Genomic DNA, 16069 nt, shown 5'->3' with positions numbered 1-16069 from the left:
TCACTCGAAGATATGCGAACCGGTACAGGTCACTCGAAGTCGGCGACGTTCTTCGACGTCACGACCTTCACCGGCACCTTCACCGCACCGGCGATCTTCTCGTCCCGCGCCGCCTTGATCGCGTTCTGGACGGCCATCCTGCCGAGCTCGCGCGGCTGCTGGGCCACCGACGCGTACAGCGTCCCGGCCCGCACCGCCTTGAACCCGTCCGGCGTCCCGTCGAACCCGACGACGTCCACGGACCTGCCCGCCTTGGAGCCGAGCGCCTTCACCGCGCCGAGCGCCATCTCGTCGTTCTCGGCGAAGACACCGTCGATGTCGGGGTGCGACTGGAGCAGGTTCGTCATGACGTCGAGCCCCTTGGTGCGGTCGAAGTCGGCGGGCTGCTTCGCGACGACCTTGATGCCCGGGTACCGCTTGATCCCGGCGGCGAACCCGGCACCGCGCTCCCGGCTCGCCGACGTACCGGCCTGGCCCTGGAGGATCACGATGGTGCCCTTGCCGCCGAGCTTGTCGGCCAGCGTCTTCGCGGCCTGTTTGCCGCCCGCGACGTTGTCGGAGGCGACGAGCGTGGCGGTCTTTGCCTTGTTCACCCCGCGGTCGGCGGCGACGACGGGAATGCCCGCCTTGACGGCACCGCGCACGGACGGACCGACCGCGTCGGAGTCCACCGGGTTGACGATCACCGCGCCCATGCCCTCGCTCGTGAAGTTCTGCAACTGGTTCGCCTGCTGCGACGCGTCGTTCTGCGCGTCCGTGACCGTCAGCTCGACGCCCCGCTTCTTGGCCTCCGCCTGCGCGCCCGCCCGCATCTCGGTGAAGAACGGGTTGTTGAGCGTGGAGACCGCCATGCCGAGCTTCAGATCCTTCGTGCCGCCCGACGACGAACCGTTGTTCCACAGCGCGAGACCGCCGACGATCGCCGCGGCGACGACGGCCGCGATCACGTACTGCATCCGCTGCTTCGGCCCGCCCGCACCGGCACCCGCCGCGGCCGGCTGCGCACCGGCCTTCCTGCGCGCCGTGTCGAGCAGCACCGCGAGCGCGATCACCACACCGATGACGACCTGCTGCCAGAACGCCGACACGGACAGGAGGTTGAGGCCGTTGCGCAGCACCGCGAGGATCAGCGCGCCGATGAACGTGCCCGACGCCTTGCCCGTGCCACCGGCCAGCGAGGCGCCGCCGATGACGACCGCGGCGATGGCGTCCAGCTCGTACCCCTGAGCGGCCTGCGGCTGCGCGGAGACCAGACGCGAGGCGAGCACGATGCCCGCGACGGCCGCGAACAGCCCCGACAGGCCGTAGATGACGAGCTTCTGCCGCTTCACACGCAGCCCGGACAGGCGCGCGGCCTCCTCGTTGCCACCGATCGCGTACATGGACCGGCCGATGAACGTCCGCCCCAGCACGACCGCCGTGACGACACCCATCACGACCATCACGATGACGGGCACCGGCAGCCAGCCGCCGAGCGTGTCACCCAGCGTGGACACCGACTCGGGGAACGGGATCGGCGAGCCCTGCGAGATGACGAGCGACAGACCGCGGCCGACCGACAGCATCGCCAACGTCGCGATGAACGGCGGCAGTTTGCCGTACGAGATCAGCGCACCGTTCACGAAACCGCACGCCACACCGGTGAGCACGGCGAGGACGACCGCTATCGCGACGGGCACGCCCTCGTTCGTGGCCGCCCAGGCGAGGACGGTCGCCGACAGAGCCGCCACCGAACCGACCGACAGGTCGATGCCCGCCGAGACGATGACGAAGGTGACACCGAACGCGAGGATGGCGGTCACGGCCGCCTGCACCCCCACGTTCAGCAGGTTCTGCGTGGTCAGGAAGTCACCCGAGAGCAGCGACATCACGATGACGAGGACGACGAGCGCGGTGAGCGCGCCGTTGTCGAGGAGCAGCCGCAGCAGACTCCCGTTCTTGGCCTGTGTCTTCTTGAGCGTGTCAGTGCTTGTCGTGGTCACGGGAGCCCTCCTCCTCGGACGAGTCGTGGTTCTGGTTGCTGACGGCGAGCGCCATCACGGAGTCCTGCGTGGCGTCGTCGGCGGCGAGTTCACCGGCGATCCGGCCCTGGGCCATCACCAGCACGCGGTCGCTCATGCCGAGCACCTCCGGCAGATCGCTGGAGATCATCAGGACGGCGTGGCCCGCGGCGGTCAGCTCATTGATCAACTGGTAGATCTCGACCTTGGCGCCCACGTCGATCCCGCGCGTCGGCTCGTCGAGGATGAGCACCTTGATGTCCGCGAGCAGCCACTTGCCGATGACGACCTTCTGCTGATTGCCGCCGGACAGCGTGCGCACGTGCTGACCGAGCCCCGCCATGCGCACGCCCAACTGCGACGCGATGCGCACGGCGGCCGCGTGCTGCCCCTTGAGGTCGACGAACCCGCCGCGCGTCGCGGCCCGCATCGTGACGAGCCCCAGATTCTCCTCGACCGACTGATCGAGGACGAGGCCCTGCCCCTTGCGGTCCTCGGGCACCAGCCCGACCCCCGCGGCCATGGCGGCGTTCACGTCGTGCCGGGGGAGCGCCGCGCCCGCGACCTCCACCGACCCCTTGTCGTACGGATCGGCCCCGAAGACCGCCCGGACCACCTCGGTCCGCCCCGCGCCGACGAGCCCGGCGATGCCGACGACCTCACCGGCCCGCACCTCGAAGCTCACGTCGTGGAAGACGCCGTCGCGCGTCAGACCCTCGACCTTCAGCAACGCGCCGCCCGTGTCCGGGCGTTCGCGCGGGTACTGCTGCTCGATCGACCGTCCCACCATGAGGCGGACGAGCTCGTCCTCGGCGGTGGAGGCGGGCACCTGGCCGACGCTCCGCCCGTCCCTGATGACGGTGACGCGGTCGCCGAGAGCGGCGATCTCCTCCAGGTGGTGGGTGATGAAGACGATGCCGACCCCGTCCTCGCGCAGCGCCCGCACGATGGCGAACAGCTTCTCGACCTCCTCGGAGGTCAGCACGGCGGTCGGCTCGTCCATGATCAGCACCCGTGCGTCCAGGCTGAGCGCCTTCGCGATCTCGACCATCTGGAGCCGGGCGATGCCCAGTTCGCGCACGCGCGCGCGGGGCGACACGTTCACGCCCACGCGCGCGAGGAGCGCCTCGGCGTCCTGCTCCATCTTCTTCCGGTCGATGAGACCGAAGCGGCGGGGCTGGCGCCCCAGGAAGATGTTCTCGGCGACGGTCAGATCCGGGACCAGGTTGAACTCCTGGTAGATCGTCGCGATGCCGAGCCGCTCGGCGTCCTGCGCACCATGGATACGGACCTGCTCGCCGCCGACGGTGACGCGGCCCTCGTCGGGCGTGTAGGCACCGGAGAGCATCTTGATCAGCGTGCTCTTCCCGGCCCCGTTCTCACCGAGCAGGACGTGCACCTCGCCGCGGCGCAGATCGAAGTCGACGCTGTCGAGCGCGACCACGCCGGGGAAGGTCTTCCGTATCCCTTCGATACGCAGCAACTCGTCCGGGTTGCCTGCCGGTTTCACCGGGTGCTCCTCTCCGTTGAGGTACGCGGTCCAGAGGGCTCGCCGCACGACCGGCGTACGACGAGGTGGGCGGGGAGGGTGACCGACTCGGGGACGCGCCCCTCGATGCGGTCGACCAGGGCGCGCACGGCGGCCCGGCCCAGGTCCTTGGTCGGCTGGGCGATCGCCGTGACCGGCGGATCGGTGTGCACGAACCAGGGGATGTCGTCGAAGGCGGCGAGCGCGATGTCGTGCGGGACGCGCAGCCCGCGCGCGCGGACGGCGTCGAGCGCGCCGAGCGCCATCAGGTTGTCGGCGGCGAACACGACGTCGGGCGGCTCGGGGAGGTCCAGGAACCCCTCCGTGACGCGGCGCCCGCTGTCCGCCTGGAAGTCGCCCTGGCCGATGTAGGCGTCGGGCAGCTCGATCGCGTACCGGGCGAGGGCCTCGCGGAAGGCGTCGACGCGTTCGCTGCCGGTGGTCGTCGCGGCCGGGCCCGCGATGATCGCGAGGCGGCGGTGGCCGAGCCGGTGCAGATGGGCGACGAGGTCGCGGATGGCGGCGCGGCCGTCGGACCGCACGACGGGGACGTCGACGCCGGGGATCCACCGGTCGACGAAGACCATCGGCGTGCCCGCGCGGACGGCGCCGAGCATCAGCGGGGAGCCGCCGTCGGTGGGGGAGACCAGGAGGCCGTCGATGCGCCGGTCGAGCAGGTTCTGGACGTGGTGGTCCTGGAGGTCGGGGCGCTCGTCGGCGTTCCCGATGATCACGCTGTAGCCGAGCGCGCGGGCCTCCTCCTCGACGGAGCGGGCGAGCTCGGTGAAGTACGGGTTCAGCACGTCGCTGATGACCAGGCCGAGGGTGCGGGTCTGGTCGGTGCGCAGGGAGCGGGCGACGGCGTTCGGCCGGTAGCCGAGGGATTCCACGGCGGCCAGCACGCGGGTGCGCGCGTCCGGGCTGACGGACGGATGACTGTTGAGGACGCGGGAGACGGTCGCGACCGAGACTCCGGCCGCGGCGGCGACATCCTTGATGCTCGCGCTCGACGACATCACAGACCACCTCCTTGTGGCTGCGGGAGCTCATGTGCGACGAGTAGGTCGCACATGTGCGTGGAATCGATTACATGAGGGATTGGAATCGATTACACGGGAGTCTGGCAAGAGGGGTTCCGGTTGTCGTGACCGGATCGTGATGAGGGAGGGGTGAAGGAGGGGGCGTTGTCGGTGCGGCGTGCCATGGTGGAAGGCACGGGTCACGAGGTACGCGGACCCAGCGACGAACGGAGCCAGGAACCGTGAACCACGCGCAGCTCACCGCACTCGGCCGCGCCCTGCGCCTGCTCGGCGAGCACGGTGACGGCCTCACCGGCGACACGTCGGACACCAAGCTCCACGAGGTGCGGGGCGACGTGAAGCGCGCCCTGGAGCTGCTCGACGGCACGGTCGCCGGCGCCGCGCCCACGACCCGCTGCCCCGAGCACCCCCAGGGCGCGGTCGACGAGACGGCGCCCGACCTGTGCCTGCTGTGCGAGACGCGCCGCAGGCAGGCCCGCCGCTCGGAGTACGGCGGCGGGCCCGCCCGCCCGCGCGGCGAGCAGCAGGGCGCGGTGATGTCGCGCTACGGCACGCGCGAGGACCGCCCGCAGCCGCAGCAGCGCTGGATCCCCGAGATGTGGACCGGCCAGGTGTGGCAGCTCTGCGGCACCCCGCGCCACGACCGCCGCGAGGCGGACCTCTATCTGGCGGCCCAGCGCCGCCGCCCCGACGCGGCGATGGCGTACCGCCTGGTCCACGAGTTCACGGACTACGAGGTCGTGCGGGTGTGGGGGACGCCGGTGAAGGTGGACGTGGAGCCGATGGGCGGGATCTGAGTCAGGGGGTCACGCCTGGTCGTCGTCGCTGCCGGTCCTGTCGGCGTTCTTGCCGCCGGCGGCGCGGTGGGTGGTCGAGGCGAAGCCCAGCCAGGTGTGCCGGTTGCCCGCCCAGCACCAGCCGACCTTGGGGGCGTCGCGGCGCTCGCGGCCGTCGCGTCCCGTGCCGTTGCTGATCCAGATCGCCGGGGTACGGGCGTCGAGGGTGCCGTCGGCCTTGGGCAGCCGGGAGCCGATCGTCATGAAGCAGTGGTTCCGGTCCAGCACCCCGGGCTGCTGGAGCACCCAGTGGATCCCCTCCGTGAGGAGCAGCGGGGTCCGGTCCCGCTCGGTGAGCGCGGGAAGCGCCTCGCCCGGACTCCAGTCCGCCATGTCGTCACCGCGGTCGGGCCGGGCCACGAGATAGAGCGGGGCGTCGGGCACGTCGACCGACTCGATCGGGGTGAACCGGTCCACGTCGGTCATGTCGACGACGACGAATCCCGGCTTGTCGCCGCGACGCAGCAGCGGGGCGAGGGCCGAGGCGGGGGCGCGGTCGGGATGGACGACGAGCAGGACGTCACCGCCCCGCTCCTCCGCCTCCTTACCGAAGGCCCGCACGTCGGCGGCGGACAGTCCGGCGATGTCGTGCACGCCGAGCTCGATCAGACGCTCGGCCTGGGCGGCGGGTGACGGCAGCGGGGGCAGGGCGGCCGCGGACGCGGCAGCGGGAGCGGTCGTGGGTGCGGTGGTCGGTGCGGTGGTGGATGCTGCGGCGGATTCGGTCACGGAACTCCCTCGGTTCGTGGCGTGCACGGTCGCGGCGTGCTGTGGTCCCAACGCGGCACCCCTCCCTGTGAGTTCCCTGAGCGTCAGGGTGGACCGGCACGCTCACTGCCCGGCGCGGTCCTCGGCGAGCGTGTGCGCCACCAGCGCGTTGGCGTGCCCGTGCCCGATCCCGTACGCGCTCTTCAGCCAGTTCACCAGCTCCATGTGCCGGGTGAGCGGCGAGGAACGGATGGCGTCCTGCCAGTGGGAGACGGGCTGCCCGTACTTCTTCTCGATGGACGGGAAGTAGGAGGCGGGGCCCTTGACGGTGGTCATGAGTGCGGTCCTGTCTGCCGGGGCCTGTGACGGCCGGTTCCTGTCACGGTCGCCTGTATGACCGGGCGGCGGGGAGAAACTCATCGGTCGGCCCCAGGACGCGTCGTCCGGCGCTCACGGTTCCGGGTTCCGCCCCCGTTGTCAGACGTCGCCGCTACCGTCGGATCATGTCGAAGCAGCAGGCGGCTGCCGGGGCGCGGCCGATGGCGCGGCTCGAGGGGGTCCTCGAGCGGATCACGTACGCCAATGAGGAGACCGGGTACACGGTCGCGCGGGTGGACACCGGCAGAGGCGCCGGCGATCTGCTGACCGTCGTCGGGTCGCTGCTCGGCGCGCAGGCGGGGGAGTCGCTGCGGATGGAGGGCTGGTGGGGCTCGCATCCGCAGTACGGCAAACAGTTCACCGTCGAGAACTACACGACGATCCTGCCCGCGACCATCCAGGGAATCCGCCGCTACCTCGGCTCCGGACTGGTCAAGGGGATCGGGCCGGTCTTCGCCGACCGCATCACACAGCACTTCGGGGTCGACACCCTCGACATCATCGAGCAGGACCCGAAGCGCCTCATCGAGGTGCCGGGGCTCGGACCCAAGCGCACCAAGAAGATCGCCGACGCGTGGGAGGAGCAGAAGGCCATCAAAGAGGTGATGGTGTTCCTCCAGACCGTCGGCGTCTCCACCTCCATCGCCGTGCGCATCTACAAGAAGTACGGCGACGCGTCGATCTCCGTCGTCAAGAACCAGCCGTACCGGCTCGCCTCGGACGTCTGGGGCATTGGCTTCCTCACCGCCGACCGCATCGCCCAGTCCGTCGGCATCCCGCACGACAGCCCCGAGCGCGTGAAGGCCGGTCTCCAGTACGCCCTGTCGCAGTCCACCGACCAGGGCCACTGCTTCCTGCCCGAGGAGCGCCTCATCGCCGACGCGGTGAAGCTGCTCCAGGTCGACACGGGCCTCGTCATCGAGTGCCTCGCCGAACTGACCCTGCCCGACGAGCACACCGGGGACGTCGGCGTCGTACGGGAACAGGTGCCCGGAGCCGACGGGCAGCCGGTCACGGCCGTGTACCTGGTCCCCTTCCACCGAGCCGAACTGTCGCTCTCCGCGCAGCTGTTGAGACTCCTGCGCACCGACGACGACCGGATGCCCGCGTTCCGGGACGTGGCCTGGGACAAGGCCCTCGCCTGGCTCGCGGACCGCACGGGAGCGACGCTCGCGCCCGAGCAGGAGCAGGCCGTGAGGCTCGCGCTGAGCGAGAAGGTCGCGGTGCTCACCGGCGGGCCCGGCTGCGGCAAGTCGTTCACGGTGCGCTCGATCGTGGAGCTGGCGCGCGCGAAGAAGGCGAAGGTCGTCCTCGCCGCGCCGACCGGCCGGGCCGCCAAGCGCCTCGCCGAGCTGACGGGAGCGGAGGCCTCGACCGTCCACCGCCTGCTCGAACTGAAACCGGGGGGCGACGCCGCGTACGACAAGGACCGGCCGCTCGACGCGGATCTCGTCGTCGTGGACGAGGCGTCGATGCTGGATCTGCTGCTCGCCAACAAGCTGGTGAAGGCCGTGGCACCGGGTGCACACCTGCTCTTCGTCGGCGATGTGGACCAGCTGCCGAGCGTCGGCGCGGGGGAGGTCCTGCGCGACATGCTGGCGCCGGACAGCCCGGTGCCGGCCGTCCGGCTGACCCGCATCTTCCGCCAGGCCCAGGAGTCCGGCGTGGTCACGAACGCCCACCGGATCAACTCCGGTACGCCGCCCCTCACCCAGGGCCTGAAGGACTTCTTCCTCTTCGTGGAGGAGGACACGGAGGAGGCGGGGCGGCTGACCGTCGACGTCGCCGCCCGGCGCATTCCGGCCAAGTTCGGCCTCGATCCGCGGCGCGACATCCAGGTGCTCACCCCGATGCACCGCGGCCCGGCCGGCGCGGGCGCGCTCAACGGCCTCCTCCAGCAGGCGATCACACCGGGCCGCCCCGAGCTGCCCGAGAAGCGGTTCGGCGGCCGCGTCTTCCGCGTCGGCGACAAGGTCACGCAGATCAGGAACAACTACGACAAGGGGGCGAACGGCGTGTTCAACGGCACGGTCGGGGTCGTCACCTCCCTCGACGCCGACGAGCAGAAACTCACCGTCCGCACCGACGAGGACGAAGAGGTGTCCTACGACTTCGACGAGCTCGACGAGCTCGCCCATGCCTACGCTGTCACCATCCATCGTTCGCAGGGCAGCGAGTATCCGTGCGTGGTGATCCCGGTCACGACCGGGGCCTGGATGATGCTTCAGCGGAACCTCCTCTACACGGCGGTCACGCGTGCGAAGCGGCTCGTCGTCCTGGTCGGCTCACGCAAGGCGCTCGGCCAGGCTGTGCGCACGGTTTCCGCGGGTAGACGCTGTACCGCACTCGCTTTCCGGCTGGCCGGTGCGCACCTTCAAAAGATTTGATCGATCAAATTCGTCGTGAAGGTCACAGACCACTTCCGGAACCAGGGCGAAGGGGGCAGGATGAGCAGGTTGGCGGCACTCAGTGCCGCCAATAGGCCCAATGGTCGACCCCGAGTGCACTCTGCTGGGCCAAGTGGGGGATGGTAGAGACAGTCAGGGCACCTCGAAGAAGAGGCACTACGTCGGTGAGGGACGAGACGTGAGCGACAACTCTGTAGTACTGCGGTACGGCGATGGCGAATACACCTACCCGGTGATCGACAGCACCGTCGGCGACAAGGGCTTCGACATCGGGAAGCTCCGGGCCCAGACCGGACTGGTGACCCTCGACAGCGGATACGGCAACACCGCCGCCTATAAATCCGCGATCACCTACCTCGACGGTGAGCAGGGCATTCTCCGGTACCGCGGCTACCCGATCGAGCAGCTGGCGGAGCGTTCCACCTTCACCGAGGTGGCCTACCTGCTGATCAACGGCGAGCTCCCGACCGTGGACGAGCTCTCCACCTTCAAGAACGACATCACGCAGCACACGCTGCTGCACGAGGACGTCAAGCGGTTCTACGACGGGTTCCCGCGCGACGCCCACCCGATGGCCATGCTGTCGTCGGTCGTCTCCGCGCTGTCCACCTTCTACCAGGACAGCCACAACCCGTTCGACGAGCAGCAGCGCAACCTGTCGACGATCCGCCTGCTCGCCAAGCTTCCGACGATCGCGGCGTACGCGTACAAGAAGTCGGTCGGCCACCCGGTGGTCTACCCGCGCAACGACCTCGGCTACGTCGAGAACTTCCTGCGCATGACCTTCTCGGTGCCGGCCGCCGAGTACGACCTGGACCCGACGGTCGTCTCCGCGCTGGACAAGCTGCTCATCCTGCACGCGGACCACGAGCAGAACTGCTCGACGTCCACCGTGCGTCTGGTCGGCTCGTCGCAGGCGAACATGTTCGCGTCGATCTCCGCCGGTATCTCCGCGCTGTGGGGCCCGCTGCACGGCGGCGCCAACCAGTCGGTCCTGGAGATGCTCGAGGGCATCCAGGCCTCCGGCGGCGACGTCGACACCTTCATCCGCAAGGTGAAGAACAAGGAAGACGGCGTGAAGCTCATGGGCTTCGGGCACCGCGTCTACAAGAACTTCGACCCCCGGGCGAAGATCATCAAGGCGGCGGCGCACGACGTCCTCTCGGCGCTCGGCAAGAGCGACGAGCTGCTCGACATCGCGCTGAAGCTGGAAGAGCACGCGCTGGCCGACGACTACTTCGTCGAGCGCAAGCTCTACCCGAACGTCGACTTCTACACCGGCCTGATCTACCGGGCCATGGGCTTCCCGACCGAGATGTTCACGGTCCTGTTCGCCCTGGGTCGTCTGCCGGGCTGGATCGCCCAGTGGCACGAGATGATCAAGGAGCCCGGATCGCGTATCGGGCGCCCGCGTCAGATCTACACCGGTGTCGTCGAGCGGGACTTCGTCCCGGTCGAGCAGCGCTGAGTGTCGCTGCTGAGCCGCGTCGCGGCGTAGCGCCGCGGTCGTCGTAGCACCGCGGCAGGAGCGTAAGAGAAAGCGCCCCGCTGCCGGTCCCCCCACGGGCCGGCAGTCGGGGCGCTTTCCTTTTCCCGGTGCGGATTCCCCCCACGGGATCCGTCCGGGCGTCTGCGGTGCGTCGGTCGCCGGAACACGTACGCACGGGTGGGCCGCTCAAGCTCCCCGGTGCACGTGTCCCGGCCAACGCAGTCGGGGCCGTCCCCCAAGACGGTCCCGCTCGACACGGAGACGTCCCCCAAGACGTTTCCTGTATCGCTCCTTAGACTCACGAGACCTGCAAAGGGTTACGTTCACATCAATGTGATCTGCGTCTCTTGCATATGTCCCGTGTGTACGCAAGAGGCCCGATCTGTGGATCCCGGCCCCCTGAGTGAGAGTGCTGCAATTGTGCCGTGTGGATTGTGTGGAGGTCCAGGGCCTACTAGGTGAATTTGCGCAGGCGGAGACTATTGGTCACAACGAAGACCGATGAGAACGCCATTGCGGCACCCGCGATCATCGGGTTCAGGAGCCCCGCGGCGGCCAGCGGAAGCGCGGCGAGGTTGTAGCCGAAGGCCCACCAGAGGTTGCCCTTGATCGTGGTGAGGGTGCGGCGGGAGAGCCGGATCGCGTCGGCCGCCACCCGCAGATCACCGCGTACGAGCGTCAGGTCGCCCGCCTCGATCGCCGCATCCGTGCCCGTGCCCATGGCCAGGCCGAGATCGGCGGTGGCCAGCGCGGCGGCGTCGTTCACTCCGTCGCCCACCATCGCCACGCCCCGGCCCTCGGCCTGAAGTCGCTCGATGGTCCTCACCTTCTCCTCGGGCAGCACCTCCGCGATCACGTCCTCCGGGGCGATGCCGACCGCGCGGGCGACCGACTCGGCGGCGGCGCGGTTGTCGCCGGTGAGCAGCATCGGCGTCAGGCCCAGGGCGCGCAGTTCCGTCACCGCCTGAGCGCTGGTCTCCTTCACCGCGTCGGCGACCGTGAGGACACCGCGGGCCGCACCGTCCCAGGCGACGGTGATCGCCGTGCCGCCGGTCGCCTCCGCCGCGCGCAGGGACTCCCTGAGCGGGGGCGGCAGGGTGAAGCCCTCCTGGGTCAGGAGGCGGGCGCGTCCTGCCAGGACCGTGTGGCCCTCCACCGTGCCGCGCACGCCCAGGCCGGGGACGCTGGAGAAGTCGGTGACCGGAGGGAGCTCGCCCGCCTGATCGGCCGCGGCCCTCGCCACGGCGCGGGCCACCGGGTGCTCGGAGGCGTGCTCCAACGCTCCCGCCAGACGGAGGAGATCCTTGTCGTTCACGTCCTCCGAGGGGTGCGTCGACTCCAAGGTCATGCGGCCCGTGGTGACCGTGCCGGTCTTGTCCAGCACGATCGTGTCCACCGTGCGGGTCGACTCCAGGACCTCGGGACCCTTGATGAGGATGCCCAGCTGGGCGCCGCGACCGGTGCCGACCATGAGCGCCGTGGGCGTCGCGAGTCCGAGCGCGCACGGGCAGGCGATGATCAGGACCGCCACGGCCGAGGTGAACGCCGCCGTGGTGTCGCCCGTGACGAGAAGCCGTACGAGCAGGGTGGCGACCGCGATCGCCAGCACCGCCGGGACGAAGATCGCGGAGATGCGGTCGGCCAGGCGCTGGACCTGGGCCTTTCCGGTCTGGGCGTCCTCGACCAGGCGGGCCATGCGGGCGAGTTGGGTGTCGGCGCCGACGTGGGTGGCCTCGACGACCAGACGGCCGCCCGCGTTGACGGTCGCACCCGTGACCGGGTCCCCGACGGTGACGTCCTCGGGGAGCGACTCTCCCGTGAGGATGGACGCGTCCACGGCCGATGTGCCCTCGACGACCCTGCCGTCCGTGGCGATCTTCTCTCCGGGGCGTACGACGAAGCGGTCGCCGGGCTGGAGGCGGTCCGCCGGGACACGGGTCTCCGTGTTGTCGGCGTCGAGCAGGGTGACGTCCTTCGCGCCCAGTTCGAGCAGGGCGCGCAGGGCCGCCCCCGCGCTGCGTTTCGCGCGGGCCTCCAGGTAGCGGCCGATGAGGATGAACGTGACCACGCCCGATGCCACTTCGAGGTAGATCGTGGAGGAGGCGTCGGCGGGGGTGCCGGTGAGGCTGAAGCCGTGGCGCATGCCGTTCATGCCGGCGTCGCCGAGGAACAGGGCCCACAGGGACCAGCCGTAGGCGGCGAGGGTGCCGAGCGAGACGAGGGTGTCCATCGTGGCGGCGCCGTGGCGCAGGTTCGTCCACGCGGCGCGGTGGAAGGGGAGGCCGGCCCAGACGACCACCGGTGAGGCGAGGGTGAGTGAGAGCCACTGCCAGTTGTCGAACTGGAGCGCCGGGATCATGGAGAGGGCCACCACGGGGGCCGTGAGTACCGCCGCGATCTTCAGGCGCTGGCCCGGTGGTGTTCCGGGTGGTGTTACGGGCGGCTTCGCGGAGGGGGGTGTCGTCGCCGCCCGGTCGAGTGGGGGCGGGGACGTGCCGGGGTACCTCCTCGGCCGGATCGGTCGTGTCGTTTCCTGACGACCGATGTCGCGCGTCCCGGGCTGTGTTCCTGCGGAGTCCTGCGGGGGTACCCCGGCACGTCCCCTCACGTCGGTGGGCGACTGCGGGAGTGTCCGTGGGCTCTCCAGCGGGGTCGCTGTGTAGCCGAGTTTGGTGATCGTCGTGATCAGCAGTGCCGGGTCGACCTCGAGGGCGTGGGTGACCTTGGCCTTTTCCGTGGCCAGGTTGACCGTCGCGGTCACGCCCTCCAGGCGATTGAGCTTCTTCTCGATGCGGGCGGAGCAGGACGCGCAGGTCATGCCCCCGATCGCCAGGTCGAGGGTGAGGGGCTGCTGTGGTGCGTCCGTCATGGTGCTTTCGAGACTACGGCGACGGGGCCGGGGGAGTGCCCCGGCCCCGGTGTCCGTGTGGTGTGTGCGTGGGGTGTGCTTGTGGGTCTTTACGGTTGGGTGGCCTGTGTCTTTACGGCTGGGTGATGAGTTCGTAGCCCGCCTCGTCCACTGCCGCGCGGACCTTCTCCTCGTCCAGGGGAGCCGCGGAGATCACGGTCACCTGGCCGGTGGCGGCCACCGCCTTCACCGAGGAGACGCCCTCGATCTCCGAGATCTCGCTGGAGACCGCGCCCTCGCAGTGGCCGCACGTCATGCCCTTGACCTGGTACACGGTCGTGATCGCACCCTCGGTGGCCTCGGGCGTGGCGTCCGAGTGACAGGCGCCGCCGCAGCAGGACCCGGCGGCCTCGGCGGAGTCGGTTCCGATCTGGGGGAGCTCGGTCTGGGCGCTCATGTCGTTCTCCTTGGTAGACGGGCCATGGCGGGGCTGCCGGGTGCCCCCGGCATCTCCTGACGCACTCGACTCTATACCCCTAGGGGGTATTTTTCCAAGATGGATCGCGGCGGGCCAGCGAGCGGACCCAGGCGATGCCGAGAAGCGAGATCAGGAGCAGGCCGCCGACCGAGAAGAGCGTGAAGAGATGCTGCTGGGTGTCGGTGGGGCTGGGGATGTAGCCCTCCGCGAAGAGGCTGCGGTCCAGGCCCGAGGTGGTGAGGCGGGCCACCAGCCAGATCGCGATGCCGTGCATCGAGTCCCACAGGGCGTGCAGGAGCGAGACACCCAGATAGGTGACGATCACCGGGGCCGCGAAACGGTAGCGCCCGTTCGGCTTGCGGAAGGAGAGCAGGGTGGCGCCCGCGATCGCCGTCCACAGGCCGTGGCCGAACGGGGCGAGCAGGCCGCGCAGTACCTCGGTCTCCAGGAGCGAGCGCAGGTCGATGCCCTTCATGCTGACCGCCGCGTTGAACGCGTACCCCGCGCTCTCGAACGCCGCGAAGCCGAAGCCGACCGTGGCGCCCAGGACCAGGCCCGCCCGCAGCCCGTGGATGCGCGGGTAGCGGTGCAGCACGTACATGAGGGCGAGGAGCTTCACCGCTTCCTCGATCAGGCCCACGCCCACGAACATCCAGAGGGAGGGGTGCAGGAGGTAGTACTCCATCACCGAGGCGCCCAGCACGCCGAGGATGCCGCCCACCAGGAAGCAGCCCAGGATCACGTTCACGCCCAGGTCACGGCCGTGACGCTCGTACGCCCACAGGACGAAGGTGGCCGGCACCAGGAAGCTGCCGAGCATGATCAGGGTGGGGAGGAGCGTGGTGTTCTTCGTGGCGTAGGTGACGATCGCCGTCAGGACCCAGAGGGCCAGGCCGCCCCAGAGGCAGCGCTTCCACAGGCCCGGACGGATCTGAGGGCCGGGGGGTGGCGGCTGCTGGGGGATGCGGGCCTGCGGGGCCCCTGGGGGCTGGGGGTGCGTCACGACGACTCCCTCGGTGCGTACGTAACTGGCTGTGGGCTTGGGCGATTTGCCCGAAGTTTATGGTAGGAACCCGTTATGTCGCAGTACGGGACGTTGATTCTGATCATGGCCGTCGCGGTGCTCGCACCCCTTCTGGCCTACGGGGTGGGGCGCTGGCTGCCCGTTCCGCTGGTGATCTTCGAGATCCTGCTGGGGATCGTCGTGGGGCCCGACGTCCTGGGGTGGGCGGCCGGGGGAGAGACCATCGACGCCCTGTCCGACCTGGGGCTCGCGATGCTGATCTTCCTCGCCGGGTACGAGATCGAGTTCGACAAGGTCCGCGGCGACACCCTCAAGCGCGCCGTGTGGGCGTGGGTGATCTCCATGGCGTTCGGGCTCCTGCTCGCCTGCGCGCTGGCCGGATGGTCGTACGCGAAGGGCGTCTACATCGGGACCGCGCTCGTCAGCACCGCCCTGGGCACGATCCTGCCGGTGCTGCGGGACTCGGGGGACCTGCACTCGCGCTTCGGGTCCGTGATGATGGCGTTCGGCTCCGTGGGGGAGTTCGGGCCGATCATCGCGATGGCGCTGCTGCTCAGCGGGCGCTCGCCGGTCGAGTCCGCCGCGCTGCTCGCCGCCTTCGCGGTGATCATCGCCGGGGCCGTGTACTGGGCGATGCGGCCGCGGCCGCTGTGGTTCGCGCGGGTCATCGCCAAGACCCTGCACAGCAGCGGACAGTTCGCGGTCCGGCTCGTCGTACTGCTGCTCGCCGTGATGCTCGGCGCCTCCACGGCGCTCGGCGTGGACATGCTGCTCGGCGCGTTCGCCGCGGGCATGGTCGTACGGCTCGTGCTGCACGGCGCCGCGCCCGAGAGCGCGCACGAGGTCGTCGAGAAGGTCGAGGCCATGGGCTTCGGCTTCCTCGTCCCGATCTTCTTCGTCGTCACCGGCATCGAGTTCGATCTGGACGCCCTGCTCAGCGGCGGCCGGGCGCTGATCATGCTCCCGGTGTTCCTGGCGCTGTTCCTGCTGGTGCGCGGCGGACCCGTGTACGCGCTCGCGCCGGGTGACCTGGGCGTACGCGACCGGCGGGCACTCACCGTCTTCTCGTCCACGGCGCTGCCGCTCGTCGTCGCCATCACCACGATCGGAGTCGGCGACGGGGTGCTCGACACCGAGGAGGCCGCTGCGCTCGTCGGGGCCGGCATGGTGTCGGTCCTCGTCTTCCCGCTGACCGGGCTGAAACTGCGGGCCGGCAAGGGCGAACGGGCCATGCCGAAGGGCCCCACCAAGGGAGCCGAGTCCTGGTGAGGGGCGATCCCTGGGCCTCGTAGCGTGGGGGTACTGATCGTCGTACGGGAATGGGGTGGTGGC

The 16069-nt window shown here is 70.0% G+C and carries 12 protein-coding genes; 4 read left to right on the top strand and 8 right to left on the bottom strand.

Annotated features, from left to right (window positions below; translation table 11 throughout):
* Positions 1-29: 29 nt before the first annotated feature.
* The 3 genes from V2W30_RS14330 to V2W30_RS14320 are packed head-to-tail and all read right to left on the bottom strand — an operon-like array spanning position 30 to position 4544.
* Positions 30-1982: a substrate-binding domain-containing protein gene (locus V2W30_RS14330; protein WP_338696686.1), complete on the bottom strand. Its 1953-nt coding sequence runs from the start codon at positions 1980-1982 to the stop codon at positions 30-32.
* Positions 1963-3510, bottom strand: coding sequence for a sugar ABC transporter ATP-binding protein (locus V2W30_RS14325; RefSeq protein ID WP_338696684.1), 1548 nt, complete (start codon positions 3508-3510; stop codon positions 1963-1965). The genes V2W30_RS14330 and V2W30_RS14325 overlap by 20 nt, the downstream gene beginning before the upstream one ends.
* Positions 3507-4544 carry a LacI family DNA-binding transcriptional regulator gene (locus V2W30_RS14320; protein WP_338696682.1) on the bottom strand — a complete coding sequence of 346 codons (1038 nt, stop codon included), beginning with the start codon at positions 4542-4544 and terminating at the stop codon, positions 3507-3509. Before V2W30_RS14320 ends, V2W30_RS14325 begins: the two co-directional genes overlap by 4 nt.
* 245 nt (positions 4545-4789) lie before the next feature.
* On the opposite strand from V2W30_RS14320, the gene V2W30_RS14315 reads away from it, so the two are divergent.
* Positions 4790-5365 carry a hypothetical protein gene (locus tag V2W30_RS14315; RefSeq protein WP_338696680.1) on the top strand — a complete coding sequence of 192 codons (576 nt, stop codon included), beginning with the start codon at positions 4790-4792 and terminating at the stop codon, positions 5363-5365.
* A 9-nt stretch (positions 5366-5374) separates the two neighbouring features.
* On the opposite strand, the gene V2W30_RS14310 is transcribed toward V2W30_RS14315, so the two are convergent.
* Together V2W30_RS14310 and V2W30_RS14305 are read right to left on the bottom strand one after the other, a co-directional pair.
* Entirely contained in the window at positions 5375-6052 is a 678-nt protein-coding gene (locus V2W30_RS14310) for a DUF5701 family protein (protein WP_338703601.1), read from the bottom strand.
* 183 nt (positions 6053-6235) lie between these two features.
* Positions 6236-6448, bottom strand: coding sequence for a DUF4287 domain-containing protein (locus V2W30_RS14305; RefSeq protein WP_338696678.1), 213 nt, complete (start codon positions 6446-6448; stop codon positions 6236-6238).
* A 167-nt stretch (positions 6449-6615) separates the two neighbouring features.
* Between V2W30_RS14305 and V2W30_RS14300 the strand changes: the two genes are divergently transcribed.
* Together V2W30_RS14300 and V2W30_RS14295 are read left to right on the top strand one after the other, a co-directional pair.
* Positions 6616-8877 carry an SF1B family DNA helicase RecD2 gene (locus tag V2W30_RS14300; RefSeq protein WP_338696676.1) on the top strand — a complete coding sequence of 754 codons (2262 nt, stop codon included), beginning with the start codon at positions 6616-6618 and terminating at the stop codon, positions 8875-8877.
* A 199-nt stretch (positions 8878-9076) separates the two neighbouring features.
* A complete protein-coding gene (locus tag V2W30_RS14295; protein WP_338696674.1) occupies positions 9077-10366 on the top strand; it encodes a citrate synthase in 1290 nt (429 codons plus the stop codon).
* Between the two features lie 475 nt (positions 10367-10841).
* Here the strand turns inward: V2W30_RS14295 and V2W30_RS14290 are convergent, their stop codons facing one another.
* The 3 genes from V2W30_RS14290 to V2W30_RS14280 form a co-directional block, all read right to left on the bottom strand.
* Positions 10842-13256: a heavy metal translocating P-type ATPase gene (locus tag V2W30_RS14290; protein ID WP_338696672.1), complete on the bottom strand. Its 2415-nt coding sequence runs from the start codon at positions 13254-13256 to the stop codon at positions 10842-10844.
* A gap of 112 nt (positions 13257-13368) precedes the next feature.
* Positions 13369-13692: a heavy-metal-associated domain-containing protein gene (locus V2W30_RS14285; RefSeq protein WP_338696670.1), complete on the bottom strand. Its 324-nt coding sequence runs from the start codon at positions 13690-13692 to the stop codon at positions 13369-13371.
* Between the two features lie 79 nt (positions 13693-13771).
* Positions 13772-14716: a PrsW family intramembrane metalloprotease gene (locus tag V2W30_RS14280; RefSeq protein ID WP_338696668.1), complete on the bottom strand. Its 945-nt coding sequence runs from the start codon at positions 14714-14716 to the stop codon at positions 13772-13774.
* Positions 14717-14791: 75 nt separating this feature from the next.
* Here V2W30_RS14280 and V2W30_RS14275 point away from each other — a divergent pair, with 75 nt between their 5' ends.
* Positions 14792-16006 carry a cation:proton antiporter gene (locus V2W30_RS14275; RefSeq protein WP_338696666.1) on the top strand — a complete coding sequence of 405 codons (1215 nt, stop codon included), beginning with the start codon at positions 14792-14794 and terminating at the stop codon, positions 16004-16006.
* Positions 16007-16069 lie beyond the last annotated feature (63 nt).

The sequence above is a fragment of the Streptomyces sp. Q6 genome (genome assembly GCF_036967205.1).
Taxonomy (GTDB): Bacteria; Actinomycetota; Actinomycetes; order Streptomycetales; family Streptomycetaceae; genus Streptomyces; species Streptomyces citrinus.
This window is presented reverse-complemented; position numbering and strand designations above follow the sequence as displayed.

What these genes read in the sequence shown, in the direction of transcription:
- V2W30_RS14320 (WP_338696682.1), bottom strand. Translation starts at nt 4,544, where the DNA reads ATGTCGTCGAGCGCGAGCATCAAGGATGTCGCCGCCGCGGCCGGAGTC.
- V2W30_RS14305 (WP_338696678.1), bottom strand. Translation starts at nt 6,448, where the DNA reads ATGACCACCGTCAAGGGCCCCGCCTCCTACTTCCCGTCCATCGAGAAG.
- V2W30_RS14300 (WP_338696676.1), top strand. Translation starts at nt 6,616, where the DNA reads ATGTCGAAGCAGCAGGCGGCTGCCGGGGCGCGGCCGATGGCGCGGCTC.
- V2W30_RS14290 (WP_338696672.1), bottom strand. Translation starts at nt 13,256, where the DNA reads ATGACGGACGCACCACAGCAGCCCCTCACCCTCGACCTGGCGATCGGG.
- V2W30_RS14285 (WP_338696670.1), bottom strand. Translation starts at nt 13,692, where the DNA reads ATGAGCGCCCAGACCGAGCTCCCCCAGATCGGAACCGACTCCGCCGAG.
- V2W30_RS14275 (WP_338696666.1), top strand. Translation starts at nt 14,792, where the DNA reads ATGTCGCAGTACGGGACGTTGATTCTGATCATGGCCGTCGCGGTGCTC.